The following is a 17,545-nucleotide window of genomic DNA, read 5'->3' as shown; positions in this document are numbered from 1 at the left end:
ATCATCAATCTTTTCTTCCAAAAAGACGACTTTTATATTCTATCATCCATCCGATTCACTGTCAACATCTTTTTTTATGTTTTAAATGAGATTCTTTATTCTTCTGTATCGGACGAATAATAATATAACATGGATAGAATATCATTGCAATACATTTTTATAAATTTAAATTTATAAAAACGTAAACATACTTTGTACAATTAATAAATATATTTTATCAAAATGATAAAAATTAAGGAAGGTGTAAATGTGTGAATATTTTAGGATTATTGCTTTCTTTTTCAATGGCTATTTATTTATTCATTTACTCTTTCATTAGTGAATTAAAACGAACTAATCATCATGGTCCACGAGGAACTACATTTCTACTTTCAATGATCATGGCATTTATTTTTTCCGGTTTAACCTATCTTTTTATTCGATAAAGTTTATTTCAAAGCTTTATAAAAAAAAGGGATTATAATAGTAATTTCATAACCCCTTTTAATAAATCTATTGTGCATGAAGTGCATGTTTATCTAATGCTTTTGCTTTACTTTTTTTCTCATCGATAATAAATAAAGAAATACTTATTATAATGACTGCGCCACCCATTATCTGAGTCCACAAAATTTTCTCTTGTAAAATAAAGTACGCTAGAATAGAAGCACCGATAGGTTCAAATAAAATAGCCATCGAAATAATAGATGTACTCAACCATTTAACAACCCAATTAAAAAGACTATGACCTAATAGCGTTGGTAAAATCGCTAATAGTATAAAATAAATCCAATCAGTCTGTTTAGTAGGTAGTAATGATTCTCCTGCAAACAAAACATAAATAATTAGGACGATCGAACTGATTGCATAAACAATAAATGTATAGGTCATTAGCGACAGCCTCTGACGTACATTTTGTCCAAACAGTAAATATGCTGTTACAAGTATACATGCCAAGAATGCCAAGAGGTCACCAAACAAAGCCATTCCACTAACAGTGAAATCTCCCCAGCTAATTATTACGCTTCCTACAACAGCACAAATACCACACAAAATTGCTTTTAAAGAAAATGATTCTTTGAAGAAGAAGAAGGTTCCTAAAAATGCAAATAATGGCTGTAATGTAACTAATACAGTCGAACTAGCAACTGAAGTGTAGTTTAATGATTCAAACCATAAAATAAAATGGAATGCTAAGCATACTCCTGAAATTATAGAAAAGATCCAATCCCGCTTAGTTATCCCTTTCAATTCCTTTATATTTTTCATTAGGAATATCGGTAACATGATGATAACCGAAAAGAATAGACGATAAAATGCTATTACTCCTGAATCAGAAGTACATAGTTTTACTAGTATAGCTGATGCGGAGACGGTGATCACCCCTATAACTAAAATAAAATAAGGGTTTATTTTTGGACTGTTCATACAATTCTCCTTCAATATGATAAAATATACTCACTATTTTATATTGTCTTATCAATATTTTCTAGCATTGATTTTTTTATAGGGGAAAAGGGGGATTGAATGGAAGTTATAAATATAGATGTATTCATTAAGCTAGGTATCTCAGCAATACTTGGATTAATAATTGGTTTAGAGAGAGAATTAAAAAGGAAACCGTTAGGATTAAAAACTAGTCTTGTAATCTCAATTATTAGTTGCCTTTTAACAATTGTTTCGATTCAGTCTGCTTATCAATTCCCTCACTCAAATGGAGTTCCTATCCAGATGGATCCATTACGACTTGCTGCACAAATTGTATCAGGAATCGGTTTCCTAGGTGCTGGAGTAATCTTAAAAAAAGGAAACGACAATATTACCGGCCTAACTACTGCGGCAATGATCTGGGGAGCTGGAGGAATTGGAATTGCAGTGGGAGCAGGCTTTTATTATGAAGCAGCTGCAGGAGTTATTTTACTAATGATCAGTGTAGAAATTATTCCATCTATTTTAACAAAATTTGGTCCAAAACAATTAAGGAAAAAGGATCTGCAGCTTAGACTGATTGTTAAGGATAAAAGGAATATTGACAAAGTAATAGAAAAAATCGAAGCCAATAAGATAACAATTGAAGGTATAAGAATTAAAGATCTTCAAAATGAAGGTCATCTTATCATTTTAAGGGCTGTAGCAAGCTTTAGAAAGCCAACTACTGAAATCTACCATATTATATCTAGTTTAAATGAGATTGAAAGTACAGAAATTGAATATTAAAAAATTGAAAGAAACGGCTCTCCAAAATTATGAGCCGCTTTTTTCTATTGGCTCTTTTCTCAAGCATTGCTATTAATTTAAGTAAAGTTTTAAGGAGTAACGATCGCGGCTAAATGCCGCTACACCTTTGTGTCTTCTGAAAAAAGTGCTCCAAACTCTCCATAAGAAAACAGTCTTCCTTTAATATGATTTAACCTACATGTCTTTTTCCTAAATACGCCTCTTTTATCCGATCATCTTCAAGTAATTCTTTTGAAAAACCTTCAATTATAATCTCTCCTCTTTCCATTACACAGGCACGATCAGAATGTTTGAGCGCTGATTGAACATTTTGCTCAACTAGGATGATTGTCGTACCGAAATTATCTCTTAATTGTATTAATATATTCATAATATCTTTCACAATTAATGGAGCTAGACCAAGAGAGGGTTCATCAAGTAACATTAATTTAGGATTTGCCATTAATCCTCTGGCGATGGCAAGCATTTGTTGTTCCCCACCACTTAATAATCCCCCCAGCCGTTCCTCCATTGACTTTAATTGGGGAAATAGTTCAAAGCACTGGTCCATTTCCTTCATTACAGCTTTTTTCTCTTTTTTATATCGATGATAAGCACCTAATAGAATATTCTCCTTCACTGTTAATGAATCAAAGATTTGTCTTCTTTCAGGTACAAGACAGACACCCTTTTTAATCATGCTTTCAACCTTTTGTGCTTCTACAGATTCATTTTCAAGAAGAATTTCTCCTTTTTTAGAACGGTACAATCCACAAATCGTACCTAATAATGTACTCTTTCCAGCGCCATTTGAACCAACAATCGCAAAGATTTCCCCTTTAGATAATTCGAAGCTAACACCCTTTAGCACATGTAAATAACCGTGATACGTATGAATATTCCTTACTTTCAGCATAATGTTAACTCCCCACCTCTTCACCCAAATACGCAGATATAACCCTCTTATTCATATAGATTTCTTCAGGTGTTCCTTCAGCAATTTTCTCACCATAATCCAAGACAATGATTCGATCAGAAATATTCATGACCGTTTCCATATCATGTTCAATAAATAAGAATGTCATCCCATCAGACCTCATTCGGCGAATAACTTCTACTAATTGGCGTGATTCTTCCGGATTTAGTCCAGCCATCGGTTCATCTAATAAAATCATTTTAGGATTAGCTGCGGCAGCTCTAGCAATCTCAACTAATCTAAGATTTCCATATGGTAATGATTTCGTTTCCTCGTATGCTAAATGGCGAATACCAACCATATCTAAACATTCCATTGCAATTTCAAATACTTGACTTTCTTCCCTTTTTACATGTGGTAACCTAAAACCAGCATGTAAAATCCCTGTTCTAAATCGTATATGCGTTCCCGTCATTACATTATCAACCACATTCATATTTTCAAAAATTTGCAGATTTTGGAAGGTCCTTGTAATACCTTCTGCAGCTATAAGAAATGGCTTCATACGTGTAATTTTTCTACGATAAAAAGTTACATAACCTGAACTGGGGGGGATCACACCTGTTATCATATTAAATAAAGTAGTTTTTCCCGCTCCATTTGGCCCGATAATCGCTACAATTTCCTTTTCACTAACGTGAAAATCTACATTATTAATCGCCAATACTCCCCCAAATGATTTGGTCAGCCCCTTAATTTCCAAAATTGGATCAGAAATCATCATTATTCACCTCCTGTTTGATTCTCGATCGCTTTATTTCTACTTTTAAATAAAAAGCTAATTTTATCCCCTAGCTTTTTTAATAGAGATATAAATCCTTTTGGCATAAAAATTAACATCACTACAATTAATAAACCAAAGAAAATGATTTGAAATTCCCCACCCACATTAGGAAAAATAGTTGGGGTAATTTCCTTTAACCATTCACTTAAAAATACATATAATGCTGCACCAATGACACCACCCCAAACACTAGCAGATCCACCTATAACGACAATAATTAAAAAATTGATTGATTCCATTGCTGTAAAAAGATTTGGATTAATAAATGTAATATAATGTGCATATAAGCTACCTGCAATCGAGGCATAGATTGCACTTAACACAAATACTTGAAGCTTATATTTTTGTATATTTATCCCAATAGAACTAGCTGCCACTTCACTTCCATGAATCGAACGTAACGCTCTACCAACTCTTGATTGAATCATATTATTTGCAAATATAATTCCAAGCAGTACAAGAATCCAGGTTAATAGGTAAAACTTTATGTCCGTATCAAAGAGAAATCCAAATACGTTGAACATGGGGATACCAAAAAAACCGTTAAGTCCCCCTGTCAATCCTTTAAACTCTTTAAAAAAAGTGAAAATAATAATCCCAAACCCTAATGTAGCAAGGGCTAAATAATTTTCCTTCAATTTTAATGTCGGGTGACCGATGATATAAGCAATAATCCCTGCAATGATCAAACCAACAATAATTCCAATTACACTTGGCAAGCCATATGTTCCAGTTATAATTGCGGTTGAATAAGCACCAATTCCATAAAAAGCAGCATGCCCCAAAGAGATTTGACCTGCATATCCCATTAACATTGTCAATCCTGTTCCTACCAATGCATATAAGCCAATAAGTATCATCATACTTAGGAAAAATGAATTCGAGATGAAGGGTAAAATAATAATGACGGCAACTAAAATAATCCATTTAATATAATGTAAAAGATTGCCCATGCGTAACACCCTCCCTAGACTCTTTTTCCTGATCTTTTTGAAAATAGCCCATTAGGCATGAGAAATAAAACAAGCAATAATAAAGCAAAACTAATTGCATCCTTATATCCACTTGACCATAACCCCTCTGTAAATGCTTCTAATAATCCGATTAAAAAGGCACCAATGATTGCAGCTGGGGCATTAGTTAAGCCGCCTATTACTGCAGCAACAAAAGCTTTCATCCCCAATGTTAATCCCATATCATACGAAGCACCTGATATTGGTGCAATAATAATTCCTGCAATGGCACCTAGTCCTGCACTAATAATAATTGATATAAATGACATAAACTCCGGTTTAATCCCCATTAAACGCGCAGCAAACCGATTGACAACGCAAGCTGTTACTGCTTTTCCAATAAGGGTATAATTAAAAAAGTAAAACATTACAAGGAAACTTATTAAGGAAATTCCTATTGCCCATAAGCTTTGTGGTAAAATTACCGCATTTAACATAGTAATCGGATCATTTTTTGAAAAAGCCGGTAGCGCTCTTGATTGGGTTCCCCAAATAAGGATCCCTAGACCTCTAAATGCAATGGCTACACCAATGGTAATAATAATAAGAGTAGGTAAGGAAGCATTTCTAGCTGGATAAATAGCAGCTCGCTCAAATATGCCACCAATACACGCAACGATCAAAATGCTTAAAATAATAGCTAAAAGCATTGGAACCTTCATTGAAAAAAATGAAATGGCAATCATAGCACCTAGCATCGCGAATTCACCTTGTGCAAAATTTAAAACTCCGGTCATGTTGTACGTTAAAACAAATCCAATAGCAATTAACGCATAGATACTCCCTATAGTTAAACCAGAAAAGATTAGTTGAATGATTTGGCTCGAAACATCCATCCTCAATTCCCCCGTTCGAAATACAGACAAGGATAAATTATCTCCTTGCCTGTCCTGACTTAGTACTTATTCACCGATGCTCCATTTCCCGTCATCATCAATTTTAACCATTATTAAACTATCTGGCCCTAAACCATTATGATCATCACTTGTCATATTAAATTCGCCGGATATTCCAATAAAACTCTGTGTTTTTTCTAATTCATCACGAATTTTTGCTTTATCACCTTTAGATTTTTCAAGAGCTATTTTTAAAATGTGAAAGGCATCCCATGTGTGCCCGCCAAATGTACTTGGTTCCTTATTATATGTCTTTTCAAACGCAGCTTTATATTTAAGTAGTGTCGATTTTTGTTTGTCACTCTCTGCAAGTTCATCGACTACTAATAATTTTCCTGCAGGAAAAATGACCCCATTTGCTGCATCTCCAGCTAATTCAATAAAATCTTTTGAACCAATTCCATGACTTTCAATAATCGGCAGCTCCATACCTAATTCTCGAATATTCTTCGTAATAACTGCTGATTCTTTTGCTGTTCCCCAAACAATTATTGCTTGAGGGTTCTCCTTCTTAACCTTGGTTAACATTGCTTTTGCATCATTGACCGTTGCTTCGAATTCTTCCTCTACAATGGCTTGAATCCCGTATTCAGGGGCCAACTTTTCAAACTCCTCATGTCCACTAGTACCATAGGAATTGGCTACACCTAACCATGCAACATTCGTTAAATCTTGGGATTTTAAATATTCCAGGAGTTTAGGGATAACAATATCGTCCCCTTGGGCCGTCTTAAAAGTCCACTTTCTTGAAGAACCATCATCAGGGTTATTGACTTGTTTACTTGCAGCTAAAGAGATATATGGAACTCCTGCTTTTTCAATTAGCGGAATCATTGCTAAACTATTTCCACTAATCGTTCCCCCAATAATTGCCTGAACTTTTTCCTGATCAATTAATTTTTTAGTTGCTAAAACAGCTTCATTTTGATCGGATTTGGAATCAATCGAGATTAATTTTATTTTCTTTCCTCCAATTCCTCCTTCCTCATTAACTTGTTCAACAAGCATTTTTAATGTTTCCTCTTCACCTTTTCCTAAAGGTGCCGAACCACCTGAAGAATCAATCACCGCTCCAATCTTAATCGTATCTTCACTGCTTGCTGATTTTTCACTACATGCACTCATCCCAAAAGCAACTAAAACAACCATCAATCCCATCAACCACTTTTTCATACTTCCGACCTCCTTTTTCCATAATCGTCTAAAGTTTTCTTTTATGAGTAATGAAGTTTAATAGCATGATTTGTCCAATCTACAACTAAATTTATTCATCGTAATAAGAAATTATGTTCACCCCAATATATATAAAGGCTGTTTTCGTATAGTTTGTTGCTTTTATAAAAGCACAACTGCCGACTTTTACTCCCAATGAAAGATTCTAGCTGTTCTTATAAAGATTGCAGCTCTTTCTCAGTAAAATGATACGTGTAGCGATCCTCAGTCGATATTTAATAGTTATAACTTAACTTAAATAGCAACAATGTTTGAGAAAAAAGCCAAAAAAAACGACTCTATCATAGAGTCGTGCTTATCATTTGGATGTAAAAGGAAAAAAGTCCAATTAAGATAGATTTTAATGATATAATTAAATTATACTTCTATTTAAGGAGGAATAACGATGGATATTGCAGCTATGTCAATTGGGATGCACCAAGCACAATTACAACAAAACATTAGCCTAGCGTTAACAAAGAAAGTCATGGATCAATCGGAAACGCAAATGGAGGGATTAGTGCAACTATTACAAACATCTGCACCTGCTCCACATCCGACAACTGGTAATACAATCGATATTAGTATTTAAGGCTGTTTTCGTATAAAGTATTGATCTAATTAAATTTTTTCTTCAGTAAAAAAAAGCAAAGAGGATAACCATATAATTATCCCCTTTGCATTTTTTTTGTTATCTTTTTATTTAACCGAACCGACCTGCACATGTACTCTTTCTCTTCTCAGCATAATCATATATAAAATAATTGAAATAACTACTGAGATTGCTGCTGTTTTATATATACTGCCATATCCAAACATATGACCAATTTGTCCAAAAACCATGGCACCAATTCCGACACCTAAATCAAAAAATGAAAAGAAGGTAGCATTCGCCATTCCCTTACGATTCTTCGACGCTTTATCGATCGACCATGCTTGTAAAGCAGGTTGAACAGAGCCGAATCCAAAACCATAAAGAAAGGCAGCAATAAATAATACATACGTGTTTGGGAGCCATGCTAATAGAATCATCGCAAATACAATCAGTATTGCTCCTGGAATAAAGATGGCACGATGTCCTCTTTTATCATATAATCTTCCAGCAAATGTTCTTGTTAACATTAATGCTAATGCGTAGATAAGGAAGTACCATTGAATACCAGAAATTCCTTTTTCAGCAGTATATAAAGGAAGAAATGATGCTATTCCGCCAAAAGTAACGGTAATAAAAAATAATAATAAAGACGGTGGTAATGCAGATTTTTCATAAAAGTCCCATTTAACCGTTTGTGTTTGAGCTACAGGTTTTTCCACTTTTTTATAACGAATTCTTGATGATAATAATAAAGCAGCTAATCCTAAAATAGCACAAATAAAAAATAACTGTTGAAAGGATAAAACCCCAGACAAAGCTAAACCGAGAGATGGTCCAAATGCCAAGGCTAAATTCCCGGAAAGACCATAGTAGCCCATTCCTTCTCCTCTTCTTTTTGGAGGAATTAAATCAGTGGCAATAGTTCCCGAAGCAGTTGTAGAAAATCCCCAGCCTACCCCTTGGATAACTCGTAATACAAATAAAAAAGCAATGCTAAATGCAAAGCCAAAAGAACCGACCGATAGTACGAAAATGGCAAGACCTATTAAATATACAAAACGTCTCCCCTTTGATTCTAATGCATGACCAGCTATAGGGCGTAAAAGTAATGCAGAGAATGTAAAAATACCAACTACAAATCCAATTAGTTGATCATTACCTCCTAAATGTTCGACAAACAAAGGAATTGTCGGTAATGTCATTTGAAAACCAAGGAAAATAAAAAAGTTAGCTAGACAAATTAATACAAAATCTTTCGTCCAAATCTTTTCCTTTCCTGATTTCATCTGAAGGTCTTCATTATTTAAACTCATGGATGTCCTCCTTCTTATTAAGTTGTCATTTTACATTTTACATAAAATTATTTCGATTGGCTAATTAAATGATTATTTTATTATTTCGGATTTATTACAGAGAACAATATTGTTAATTAAAACAACTTCATTCCTTATCAAAAATAGTTAGTTGTAGAGTGATTTATTTCTAGCCATTAAACAAATCAGTCATATTATCTTAAAATTCATAGGATGACAGGTCACAGTTTGATTTACAAATGACATACGAATACCCTCTTGAGTTATCTAATACAAAGTGATTGTCATACAAGACATAACAGAACGAGTAACCGCCTAACTTGTAAATTTACTCAGATTATCACAGATAACAGATTCTTATCCAAGAAATACACAATAAAAAACGACATTGTCTCTCACAAACGAGAAACAATATCGTTAATAAAAAACTGGAGCATAGGGGGATCGAACCCCTGATCTCGACGCTGCCAGCGTAGCCACTCATTTTTGATGGTTTGAGATTAACTTTGAATAAGACTTGATTAAAATTGTTTTCGTAATCGTGTATAGGAGCAAAAGGAACGAAAAGGAAGGTTGTTGACAAGTTTAGTCAACAATTCGTCAACAATCCCTTTTATCTCGTTTCTTCTATATTATTGCCTGTATCAACGGTATAATGAGAACAGCTAAGATTAAATAATCTGGGGTGAATACTATGACCATAAACATAGATATATATTTAAAGTTAGAGGATAAATATTATCAAAAAGGTGGCAGTTTCTCCACTCTAACACCTTTCAATGGTGCTGTTGATGCTGCTAAATATGCTTATATTTACATTAAACAATTCAAAAAGGAACATGGTAATAAAGAGGTGCAAATTTATAAAGTTATTTATGAGGAAACAATTGATATTACTGAAGAAGTTCAGAAGTTATATAAGAATAGAAATTTATATCTTGTGAAATAAACAAAGACCTCTCTCCATATAGAAAAAATCTATAAATGAGTGGGAAGCAGTAGTGGAAATAGATAGACAACAAATTGACCATTTTACATTCGCGACTTATTACGGAAAATTTATTGATTAATTCAATTTATCTAATTTGTTTTTAATCTACTCACATGTTATACTTACTGTAATATTTTTTATTCACGATTCTTTTGTAAAGAACTCAACCACACTATAAAAGAATTAAATAGTACCATCTTTCTATTAAAAAAATCCATTCATTATTCCACATAACTCAATTAAGATTTATCCATTCAATTATCCATTACCACGAATAAATTTTAATTTTGACTTTTTAATAAGTTCAATTCACACTTCTACGCTCTAGGAATCATTAGGGCGAAAGGAAGATAAGGCATTTTTTTTATTTGATAGGTCAATATTAATTAGGAAGTTACAATTTTATGTGAATTTTAGTATTGAAAGGAAATGATAATTTGGCAGCTACTCATTCATTCTCTAAGGGAGAAGAATTGGCAAACTCAATTACACATGGTATAGGAGCAATATTAAGTATAGTAGCATTAGTTCTGTTAATCATATTTGGAAGTATTAAAGGAAGCGAAATGCATATTGTAAGTTTTGGCATTTTCGGCATTACAATGTTGTTTTTATATATTTCGTCCACACTTGTTCATTCGCTCAGACAAGGCAAGGCAAAAGATATATTTGAAATATTAGACCACTCTGCAATTTATTTTTTTATTGCGGGGACGTATACACCTTATTTATTTATCATTGTCCAAGGATGGCAAGGGTGGACGATATTTGGAATCGTATGGGGTTTAGCCATTCTGGGTACAGTATTTAAGTGTTTTTTTGTTAAGAAATATTTATATACTTCAACTATTTTGTATTTATTAATGGGCTGGTCCATTATAGTGATTTGGAAGCCAATTATACAAAATTTAAGTATAACAGGAATCGTACTTTTAGTTGCAGGTGGGTTAATTTATAGTATTGGTTCCATATTTTATATGTGGAGAGGATTTAAATATCATCATGCCATATGGCATGTCTTTGTAATTGCTGGTAGTGCATGTCACTTTTTCGGAGTATTATTATATTTATAGTTAATTAAATCTCTTTTAAAACAGTATAGTACGCTTAGTTGAATAAGTAATAGCCCCTCTCGATTTGGAGTGACCCCTGTCAAGTAGACAGTACTAAGTAAGCACCACTAAATAACCTGAGTTCTATATTCATAAGGACTCAGGTTATTTAATTTCTTTTGAAACCTCTGATGATTATAAAATCGTATGTATTTTTGTACGGCAAACTTAACGTCTGCAGCTGTTCGGAAAGAATAGAGATTAAAACATTCCGATTTAAAGTGACTGAAGAAGCCCTCCATACATGCATTATCCCAACAGTTCCCTTTCCGAGACATAGACTGTTTCATCTGATTCTTTTTAAGAAGTTGATGATATAAACGCGATGTATATTGAAATCCTTGATCACTATGAAGGAGGATTCATGTTTCATTATTGCTTTCTTAAGTGTATCTACTACTAATTTTAAATCATTTCTACTACTAATTTGGAAAGCGACTACCTCATTGTTATATAAATCTATAATGACGGAAAGATAGAGTTTTTGCCCATTAAAAATAAGATATGTAATGTCTGTAATCCATTTCTCATTAGGTTTTGAAGCTTGAAAAGCTCTATTTAAATGGTTGTTTGAAACAATATAAGCTTCCTTTTTTCCGTAGTATGGTCGTTTCTGTCTAATTCTTGCGCGAATGTCAAGTTCATTCATTAAACGTTTCACACGTTTATGATTGATGCACAGATTATAAGTTAAACGTAACCACACTAGTATTCTTCGATATCCGTAAATACCCTTTAATTTTCTATGACACTCTAAGATCTTTTCTTTGATCTCTTCATTTTCTAATTGTTTTGGAGAAGGGCATGACTGCCTTTTAACCCACTTATAATAGCCACTCCTTGAAACTCCTGCAATCTTACATAATAATTGGAGAGAGAAATCTCCTCCAGCCATATCTTGAATCACCTGATACTTCTTTTTCTAAGGTACTTCATCCATTCCTCCTTTCACATTTCTAAGAGCTTTTTTAGCATTTCGTTCTCTGCTTGAAGTAATTTTATTTTAGTTTCTGGATCTTCTGAAAGAGTTCTAGGTCTGCCCATACCGATTCCTTTAGACTTCCCCCGTTTCTCTTCAAGTCCCATCATTCCTTCATTATTAAAGTAGTTCACCCATCTTCTTACTTGATTTTTATCTATCCCTAACTCTTTAGCAATAAGGTTATAACCCATTCCTTCTTCTAGATGGAGGTCCACCACTTTTTTCTTGAAATCTATATCATAAGTTTTTCGCTTTTTCTCCATAAAAAAATCCCCTCCATAGTAGACATTAATGTGCTTTCTTTTTTCTGTCTACTATTAGGGAATCATATCAATTAAGAAGGGCTATTTATGTAGAATCGTGATGTTAATTTTTTTGTGAGAAACAATCAAATATTCCATATTCCTCAAGGGGTTTTTATTCACTCATAATCTATTCTAAATTATGTTTATGGATTGTGTAATTCACTTTCCTTTTCAATCTACTTCAACTTTGCTTCCAAATTTTTAATATCTTCAGTATTAGTCAATTAATGGTAAAATTTTCACATATTTGTTCACAACCGAAGTTACCTTACTTCAATATCTCATTCTTATAATGGATTATTTTAATATTAAAAGTTGAGACACCCTCGGGCGACCTCTTTGTACCGGCTGCCTCGGCGCTCGGTACTGCTATCGTGTTCAAGAAATAGTAGCAGCGGAAAGCATGTTTTTATCAAGTTCAATGGTAAATGCTGAACGTATGAAGCAAATATTGCGATAGAATCAGTTGCAGATAGACGAAATCGAAATAGTATCACTATATGTCCAAATAGTGTATTAAACGCATAAACATAAAGATCATTTGAAATTGAGAAAGGGCTGTAACTTCCCTTAAGTAATTACCGTCTAATAGGAAAGGAGCTGATATTTTGACAAGATGCATTATCCTTTTATTCGCAATTGGACTTGTATTAGTTGGGTGTAGTTCAGATATAACAAATAGTAATAACGAAAAAAATACGTCTGTAGTCTCGGGAGATAGCAGCACAGATAGTTCAATAAACACAGAAATTACACCTATCATAGAGCAAAATGTATTACACACCCGTGTATGTAGCAAAGAGAGAAGGGAAAGTAATTGTTCAGGATTCTGAAACCGCTTATGAGATGTGTGTTAAAGCGCTGATTGACTATTATAAAGCGATCTGGAACGGTTCAGACATTAAATTGGATACATTTATCGAAAACGATAACCTTAAACAGTATATGCAAATAAAAATTCAATCACAATATGATTTACATTCAGAATTTACTGATTCTAATGAGGTGCAAAATCTTGATATTGGCACTTGGGAAGTGGAGTATACTGATGATGTGGATGGAGGTTTTCTCTATTTAAAATTACCTGTACAAATTAATAAGACTACAGGTAGTTATGGTGAAGTCACTGAATTTCTCGTACGTAATGTAAACGGGAATTTAGTTATTGTCGATTGGTATACTGGTGCCAAAGATAGTTATGATTTCCTGGTGCGTGGAGAAAATCTAACGATTGACAACCCAAATATTTGGAATGAAAGTGAATGGGTAAAGAAGTCAGAAAGAAAACAAATTGAATTTTCAGGCTCAACTCGATAGCAGTTATTTAATTATTTTATTCATAATGGTTACAAGTTTTTTAGACTATCAAGCGCTTTATTTACGAATCATCTCTTTTCAAATTAAAACTAAAGGAAAATAAAGATGAAAATACGTTTAGTGAAAGGGTCAAACTACTATGTAATATCTCCACTAATCAATAAGTGGTGAGGAAGGCAAATGTCTGATAAGTTACCGAAATTATTCTTTGACCATTTTACAAATACAAGTTTCGTTGTTGAAAAGGGAGATAAAACAATAAATGATTTTTCCGTCAATATAGACTATGATGGATCAAATCAAGACAGAGTATTATTTATGAAAGAGTTAGTTTAATTAATAAGCTATTTATTCCATTAAAGGGCGCAATTGTTGAATAAAACATAGATTTTTTAATGACCATGATTCAAAATGCAGGACTTGGTTATGTACTTATCCAAGTTCCTCCAATAATACTAAATGTTCTAAAACAAGTATGAAATGCGTTTTAAAAATAGCAAAAATTTCATTTCGGCACCAATTTGTCAATAAATACAAAATTTTCATGTTTAGAAAAAATAAAAAACCCTTAGAACCTATGTGGCTCTAAGGTTTTTTTTATGGAGCATAGGGGGCTCGAACCCCTGACCTCGACGCTGCCAGCGTAGCGCTCTCCCAGCTGAGCTAATGCCCCTCGATATAATATCCGTAAAGTCAGACGCAAAGCACTCGCTCGCTGTCCGATTCCTCTTTCGGTAACGCTATTATACCGCATAGCACCGCAACGCTACAAGACTATTTTCGCAAAAAGTGACGTATTTTCATACACGTTATTTATTCAACTTCTGCCCGTCGCGACCCATTACCATGATTGTATACGGTTCGTCTAAAGTTAGTTTCGCGGTATTTTCGTCTATATATTTTTCGAGTGCGGACGCTAATTCGCCGCCCCTTTTACTCGAATATTGGTCCGATTTATTCATTAAGGCGTGAAGTTCTATCGATTTGTACTTGTGATCGACTTTTATTTTTTCGATCTTTTCGTAATCCGCCGCGTCTAGGTAATCTTTTAACCCGGTCGTAATTGCTTTTTCGTCAAAGTCGGCGCGTTGTTCCTCGGACATACCTTCGGCTGATACCGGACTTTCCTTTTGTCCGAGATTGAAAAATGACGCTAAACCTATAATTACTACGAGTGCGATTCCAATAAGTAATATTTTATCCTTTTTCACCAAAACCCCTCCCCGTTTTCTTCTATTGTATTACTACGAGTATGTATAAAGGAAGTTTCAAAACAAAAAAATTGCCCGGCATTACGCCGAGCCTATTAGTACCATACCGCCCTATCTAGTACGATATAAATCATATCTTCGTCTAAGCAAACGACGATAACACGGTCGCCTACCGCTAGTTCGTCCTCAAACGTCAATATACCTTCTTGAATATCGATAGATTCGTAGCCGTGAGTATGCGGTCCTTCGCCAGCAGGCGTTGTGGCACCGCCGACGCCAGCAGGCGTTGTGGCACCGCCGATGCTCGAACTTTTAAGCGACACTTTCCGCTCATGCTTCGTTAAAGATTGCGCAACTATTAAATCTTCCTTCTCTAGCACCAAACCGTCCGCGTCGAGTTTTAGACGTAGATTAGGAGGCGCTTCGACAACCGTTGCGAGTTCGATGTTTACCGGCTTTGAATAGCCTGTTTCGCGAATCATCTGACCAAACTTATCATATATACCACCTTCGCGTTTAAGCCATTTCTTTTTCACTTACGCACCCGCCTCCAATGCACTGTTTATTTTCATGTAAAGTGCCTCCGCGATTTTATCAATGTCAGCATCTTCTCTTACGATAATTTGGTCGGCTAGTTTTGCGATATTAATTCCACCGCCGCCATTACGGTATGACTTCGCTTCTTCCGGAGTTAAAACACGCTCGTTCTTATGAAGTGTCGCTTGATATCCGTTATAAGGAATGCGATCAAGTCCGCTGGCGTGAGATTTACCTTTTTTCTCTTTCTTTTTCTTTTTACCACCAGGTAGTTTATCTTCTATAAATTCCCCGACTTCCATTCCCCATTTAACCGGATAAGGCATCCACTTACTTTCTTTTATCTTAGTTTTATTCCAGTCTTGAAGCTGCTTACTAGCTTTTGAAACTAACGCACTACCAACAGCACTACCAATCACTTCGGCAGTTTCTACGATAATAGGCTGCGCAGCGATAAGGCCTGACGAAATAGTTTCAATTAAAGTTTTAGTCATTTCGTTAATTCTTTTTTGATTATCTTTCAACCAAGTCTTAAATTTGCCGAAAAGGTCGTCAATAACAAAGCCTACTTTTGCGGCTAGACTTGTTTTTTCCTTAAATTCCGGCGACGATGTTATACCGGTAAACCATTCATACACGTTTTGAATACCCGTGGTTAATCCACTTATAATACTCTGAATCATGCGACCGCCGATTTGTGCGAATTGTTTAAAGTCCCCGTCCTGCAATCGTTTAAGGATGTTTTCAAAGAAGTTACTTAATACTTTAAGCGAAGGTTCTCCCATTTTACGTAATACAAGTTCGACCTGCTCATTAACTTGATTCCATAATCCGAGTGTTGAATCCCCCATGTCATCAATTAACTTCTGTGTAATCCCCATTCTATTAAAGTATTTATCTAGTTCTACTATCTGCTTTTCTAATGGTAGATTTTTAATTCCTTTAAGTGTTGTTCGGTCAAGTTCGAATCGTTCTTGTAGCGACTTTGCATCGCCGGAGAATAACTCCTTCAAAGCAAATACGGCACCCTCGACGCCTTGTGCCGGGTCAATGGCGTTTAACCTTTCGACTAATGACCACATTTGTTTAAGTTGTTTATTATCTTTCGTTAACATAATAAACGACTTCGAGTTTCCGAAAATGTCTTGCGAGTTAAGTAGCGGCGAATCGATAGCCATTTTTTGCATCATATCTTTATACTCGTTAGACACTTTCTTGTTGTCGAACATGGCGTCAATCATAATACTTGATTGCTCGAATTTCATCGCCTCACCAACGGTACTCTTGAAAATTTTAACCGCCGTATAAGCACCGCCCGCCGCAGCCGCAATGCCGAGAAAGCCCGTTTTTAAACTCGTTAAACCTCGAAAGGCGAATTTCGCACCGTTTCCTATACTTGTTAAAGACCTAACTGTATAATCGCTAACACGTCCCATACGATTCGCGTCTTTAACAAAACGCCCCATTGCGTCACGAAGTCTGCCGGTTGAATCGCGGAAAGTGTCTGCCGACCTCCCCGCCCTAATAACGCTACCACCAAATTTATTAACTGCCGATCCGGACGACGTTGCCGAATTTCTAACGCTACTCATTGCGCCGCTTAGTTGACCGCTAGATTCGGACATTTTCTTCGTGATACTTTCAGTCTTTCGCATTTGACGCTCGATTTTCCGCATTGTTTTTGAGAAGTTGTCGTCCTCTAAACGGAGGATCGCACGAAGGTTAAATGCCATTTTCAAACACCTTCCCCATTAGACGTTCTATATCGTTTACTAATCCGATAATGACGTCAGCTTGTCGTTGTACTTCGTCAAAGTTTTCGCCTTTGTTGAATGTGTCTCGGTAATCGTCGAGTTTGCTTATTAGCGTTAGACACTTTTCAGCTACCGGTCCAAGTTCATCATCTTGCTTGCATCCTTCGAAAAAAAGAGTGTACTCCTTCAAGCGTTGCACTCGTCTTTTAGGAATACGTCCTCGTTTCATTGTTCCGCTGAACTTGACCCAATCGCTGCAAAATTGGCTAATTCGCTGCAATCGCGCTTTTCGTAAAAATTCATCCATCCCTTTCACCCTTTCGCTTAAATTAAAGAGGCACCGTTAAGGTG

General features: G+C 35.0%; 19 protein-coding genes, 1 tRNA gene and 1 pseudogene. 7 read left to right on the top strand and 14 right to left on the bottom strand.

Features of this window, described 5'->3' with window-relative positions; genetic code table 11:
- Positions 1–251: 251 nt before the first annotated feature.
- Complete coding sequence (locus MHI39_RS07400) at positions 252–425, top strand: hypothetical protein (RefSeq protein ID WP_158022253.1); 174 nt, start codon at positions 252–254, stop codon at positions 423–425.
- Between the two features lie 67 nt (positions 426–492).
- On the opposite strand, the gene MHI39_RS07395 is transcribed toward MHI39_RS07400, so the two are convergent.
- Positions 493–1,407, bottom strand: coding sequence for a DMT family transporter (locus tag MHI39_RS07395; protein WP_058006828.1), 915 nt, complete (start codon positions 1,405–1,407; stop codon positions 493–495).
- Between the two features lie 99 nt (positions 1,408–1,506).
- Between MHI39_RS07395 and MHI39_RS07390 the strand changes: the two genes are divergently transcribed.
- Positions 1,507–2,196 carry an MgtC/SapB family protein gene (locus MHI39_RS07390; RefSeq protein WP_058006827.1) on the top strand — a complete coding sequence of 230 codons (690 nt, stop codon included), beginning with the start codon at positions 1,507–1,509 and terminating at the stop codon, positions 2,194–2,196.
- A gap of 190 nt (positions 2,197–2,386) precedes the next feature.
- On the opposite strand, the gene MHI39_RS07385 is transcribed toward MHI39_RS07390, so the two are convergent.
- From MHI39_RS07385 to MHI39_RS07365, 5 genes are all read right to left on the bottom strand, one after another.
- Positions 2,387–3,112, bottom strand: coding sequence for an ABC transporter ATP-binding protein (locus tag MHI39_RS07385; RefSeq protein ID WP_078111426.1), 726 nt, complete (start codon positions 3,110–3,112; stop codon positions 2,387–2,389).
- Positions 3,113–3,116: 4 nt separating this feature from the next.
- Positions 3,117–3,893 carry an ABC transporter ATP-binding protein gene (locus tag MHI39_RS07380; RefSeq protein WP_342541428.1) on the bottom strand — a complete coding sequence of 259 codons (777 nt, stop codon included), beginning with the start codon at positions 3,891–3,893 and terminating at the stop codon, positions 3,117–3,119.
- A gap of 2 nt (positions 3,894–3,895) precedes the next feature.
- A complete protein-coding gene (locus tag MHI39_RS07375; RefSeq protein WP_209391884.1) occupies positions 3,896–4,909 on the bottom strand; it encodes a branched-chain amino acid ABC transporter permease in 1,014 nt (337 codons plus the stop codon).
- Between the two features lie 14 nt (positions 4,910–4,923).
- Positions 4,924–5,805, bottom strand: coding sequence for a branched-chain amino acid ABC transporter permease (locus tag MHI39_RS07370; RefSeq protein WP_071977804.1), 882 nt, complete (start codon positions 5,803–5,805; stop codon positions 4,924–4,926).
- A gap of 66 nt (positions 5,806–5,871) precedes the next feature.
- The gene (locus tag MHI39_RS07365; RefSeq protein WP_071977803.1) at positions 5,872–7,038 is read right to left on the bottom strand and encodes an ABC transporter substrate-binding protein; all 1,167 of its coding nucleotides are present in this window, start codon (positions 7,036–7,038) and stop codon (positions 5,872–5,874) included.
- Positions 7,039–7,483: 445 nt separating this feature from the next.
- On the opposite strand from MHI39_RS07365, the gene MHI39_RS07360 reads away from it, so the two are divergent.
- On the top strand, positions 7,484–7,669 hold the full coding sequence (locus MHI39_RS07360) for a YjfB family protein (protein WP_071977802.1): 186 nt from the start codon (positions 7,484–7,486) through the stop codon (positions 7,667–7,669).
- A gap of 107 nt (positions 7,670–7,776) precedes the next feature.
- Here the strand turns inward: MHI39_RS07360 and MHI39_RS07355 are convergent, their stop codons facing one another.
- Positions 7,777–8,985 (bottom strand): MFS transporter, encoded by a 1,209-nt coding sequence (locus MHI39_RS07355; protein WP_071977801.1) that lies wholly within the window; start codon positions 8,983–8,985, stop codon positions 7,777–7,779.
- A gap of 694 nt (positions 8,986–9,679) precedes the next feature.
- Between MHI39_RS07355 and MHI39_RS07350 the strand changes: the two genes are divergently transcribed.
- Together MHI39_RS07350 and MHI39_RS07345 are read left to right on the top strand one after the other, a co-directional pair.
- Entirely contained in the window at positions 9,680–9,934 is a 255-nt protein-coding gene (locus MHI39_RS07350) for a hypothetical protein (RefSeq protein ID WP_058006820.1), read from the top strand.
- Between the two features lie 479 nt (positions 9,935–10,413).
- Positions 10,414–11,049, top strand: coding sequence for a hemolysin III family protein (locus MHI39_RS07345; RefSeq protein ID WP_071977799.1), 636 nt, complete (start codon positions 10,414–10,416; stop codon positions 11,047–11,049).
- A gap of 325 nt (positions 11,050–11,374) precedes the next feature.
- On the opposite strand, the gene MHI39_RS07340 is transcribed toward MHI39_RS07345, so the two are convergent.
- Both MHI39_RS07340 and MHI39_RS07335 read right to left on the bottom strand, forming a co-directional pair.
- Positions 11,375–11,983, bottom strand: coding sequence for an IS3 family transposase (locus MHI39_RS07340; protein ID WP_342540987.1), 609 nt, complete (start codon positions 11,981–11,983; stop codon positions 11,375–11,377).
- 53 nt (positions 11,984–12,036) lie between these two features.
- Positions 12,037–12,333, bottom strand: coding sequence for a transposase (locus MHI39_RS07335; RefSeq protein ID WP_342540986.1), 297 nt, complete (start codon positions 12,331–12,333; stop codon positions 12,037–12,039).
- Between the two features lie 813 nt (positions 12,334–13,146).
- On the opposite strand from MHI39_RS07335, the gene MHI39_RS07330 reads away from it, so the two are divergent.
- A complete protein-coding gene (locus MHI39_RS07330; RefSeq protein WP_342540985.1) occupies positions 13,147–13,692 on the top strand; it encodes a hypothetical protein in 546 nt (181 codons plus the stop codon).
- 105 nt (positions 13,693–13,797) lie between these two features.
- Positions 13,798–14,028: pseudogene (locus MHI39_RS07325) on the top strand (hypothetical protein).
- Positions 14,029–14,292: 264 nt separating this feature from the next.
- Here the strand turns inward: MHI39_RS07325 and MHI39_RS07320 are convergent.
- The 5 genes from MHI39_RS07320 to MHI39_RS07300 form a co-directional block, all read right to left on the bottom strand.
- Positions 14,293–14,365, bottom strand: a tRNA-Ala gene (locus tag MHI39_RS07320).
- A 136-nt stretch (positions 14,366–14,501) separates the two neighbouring features.
- Positions 14,502–14,903 carry a hypothetical protein gene (locus MHI39_RS07315; protein WP_342540984.1) on the bottom strand — a complete coding sequence of 134 codons (402 nt, stop codon included), beginning with the start codon at positions 14,901–14,903 and terminating at the stop codon, positions 14,502–14,504.
- Positions 14,904–14,998: 95 nt separating this feature from the next.
- Entirely contained in the window at positions 14,999–15,439 is a 441-nt protein-coding gene (locus MHI39_RS07310) for a DUF2577 family protein (protein WP_342540983.1), read from the bottom strand.
- Positions 15,440–17,179 (bottom strand): hypothetical protein, encoded by a 1,740-nt coding sequence (locus tag MHI39_RS07305; protein ID WP_342540982.1) that lies wholly within the window; start codon positions 17,177–17,179, stop codon positions 15,440–15,442. It abuts the gene before it with no gap.
- A complete protein-coding gene (locus MHI39_RS07300; RefSeq protein ID WP_342540981.1) occupies positions 17,163–17,501 on the bottom strand; it encodes a hypothetical protein in 339 nt (112 codons plus the stop codon). Before MHI39_RS07300 ends, MHI39_RS07305 begins: the two co-directional genes overlap by 17 nt.
- Between the last annotated feature and the right edge of the window lie 44 nt (positions 17,502–17,545).

The sequence above is a fragment of the Heyndrickxia sp. FSL K6-6286 genome (assembly GCF_038630395.1).
In the GTDB taxonomy this organism is placed as follows: Bacteria; Bacillota; Bacilli; order Bacillales; family Bacillaceae_C; genus Heyndrickxia; species Heyndrickxia oleronia.
The sequence above is the reverse complement of the archived record's forward strand: the minus strand, read 5'-3'. Positions and strand labels throughout refer to the sequence as shown.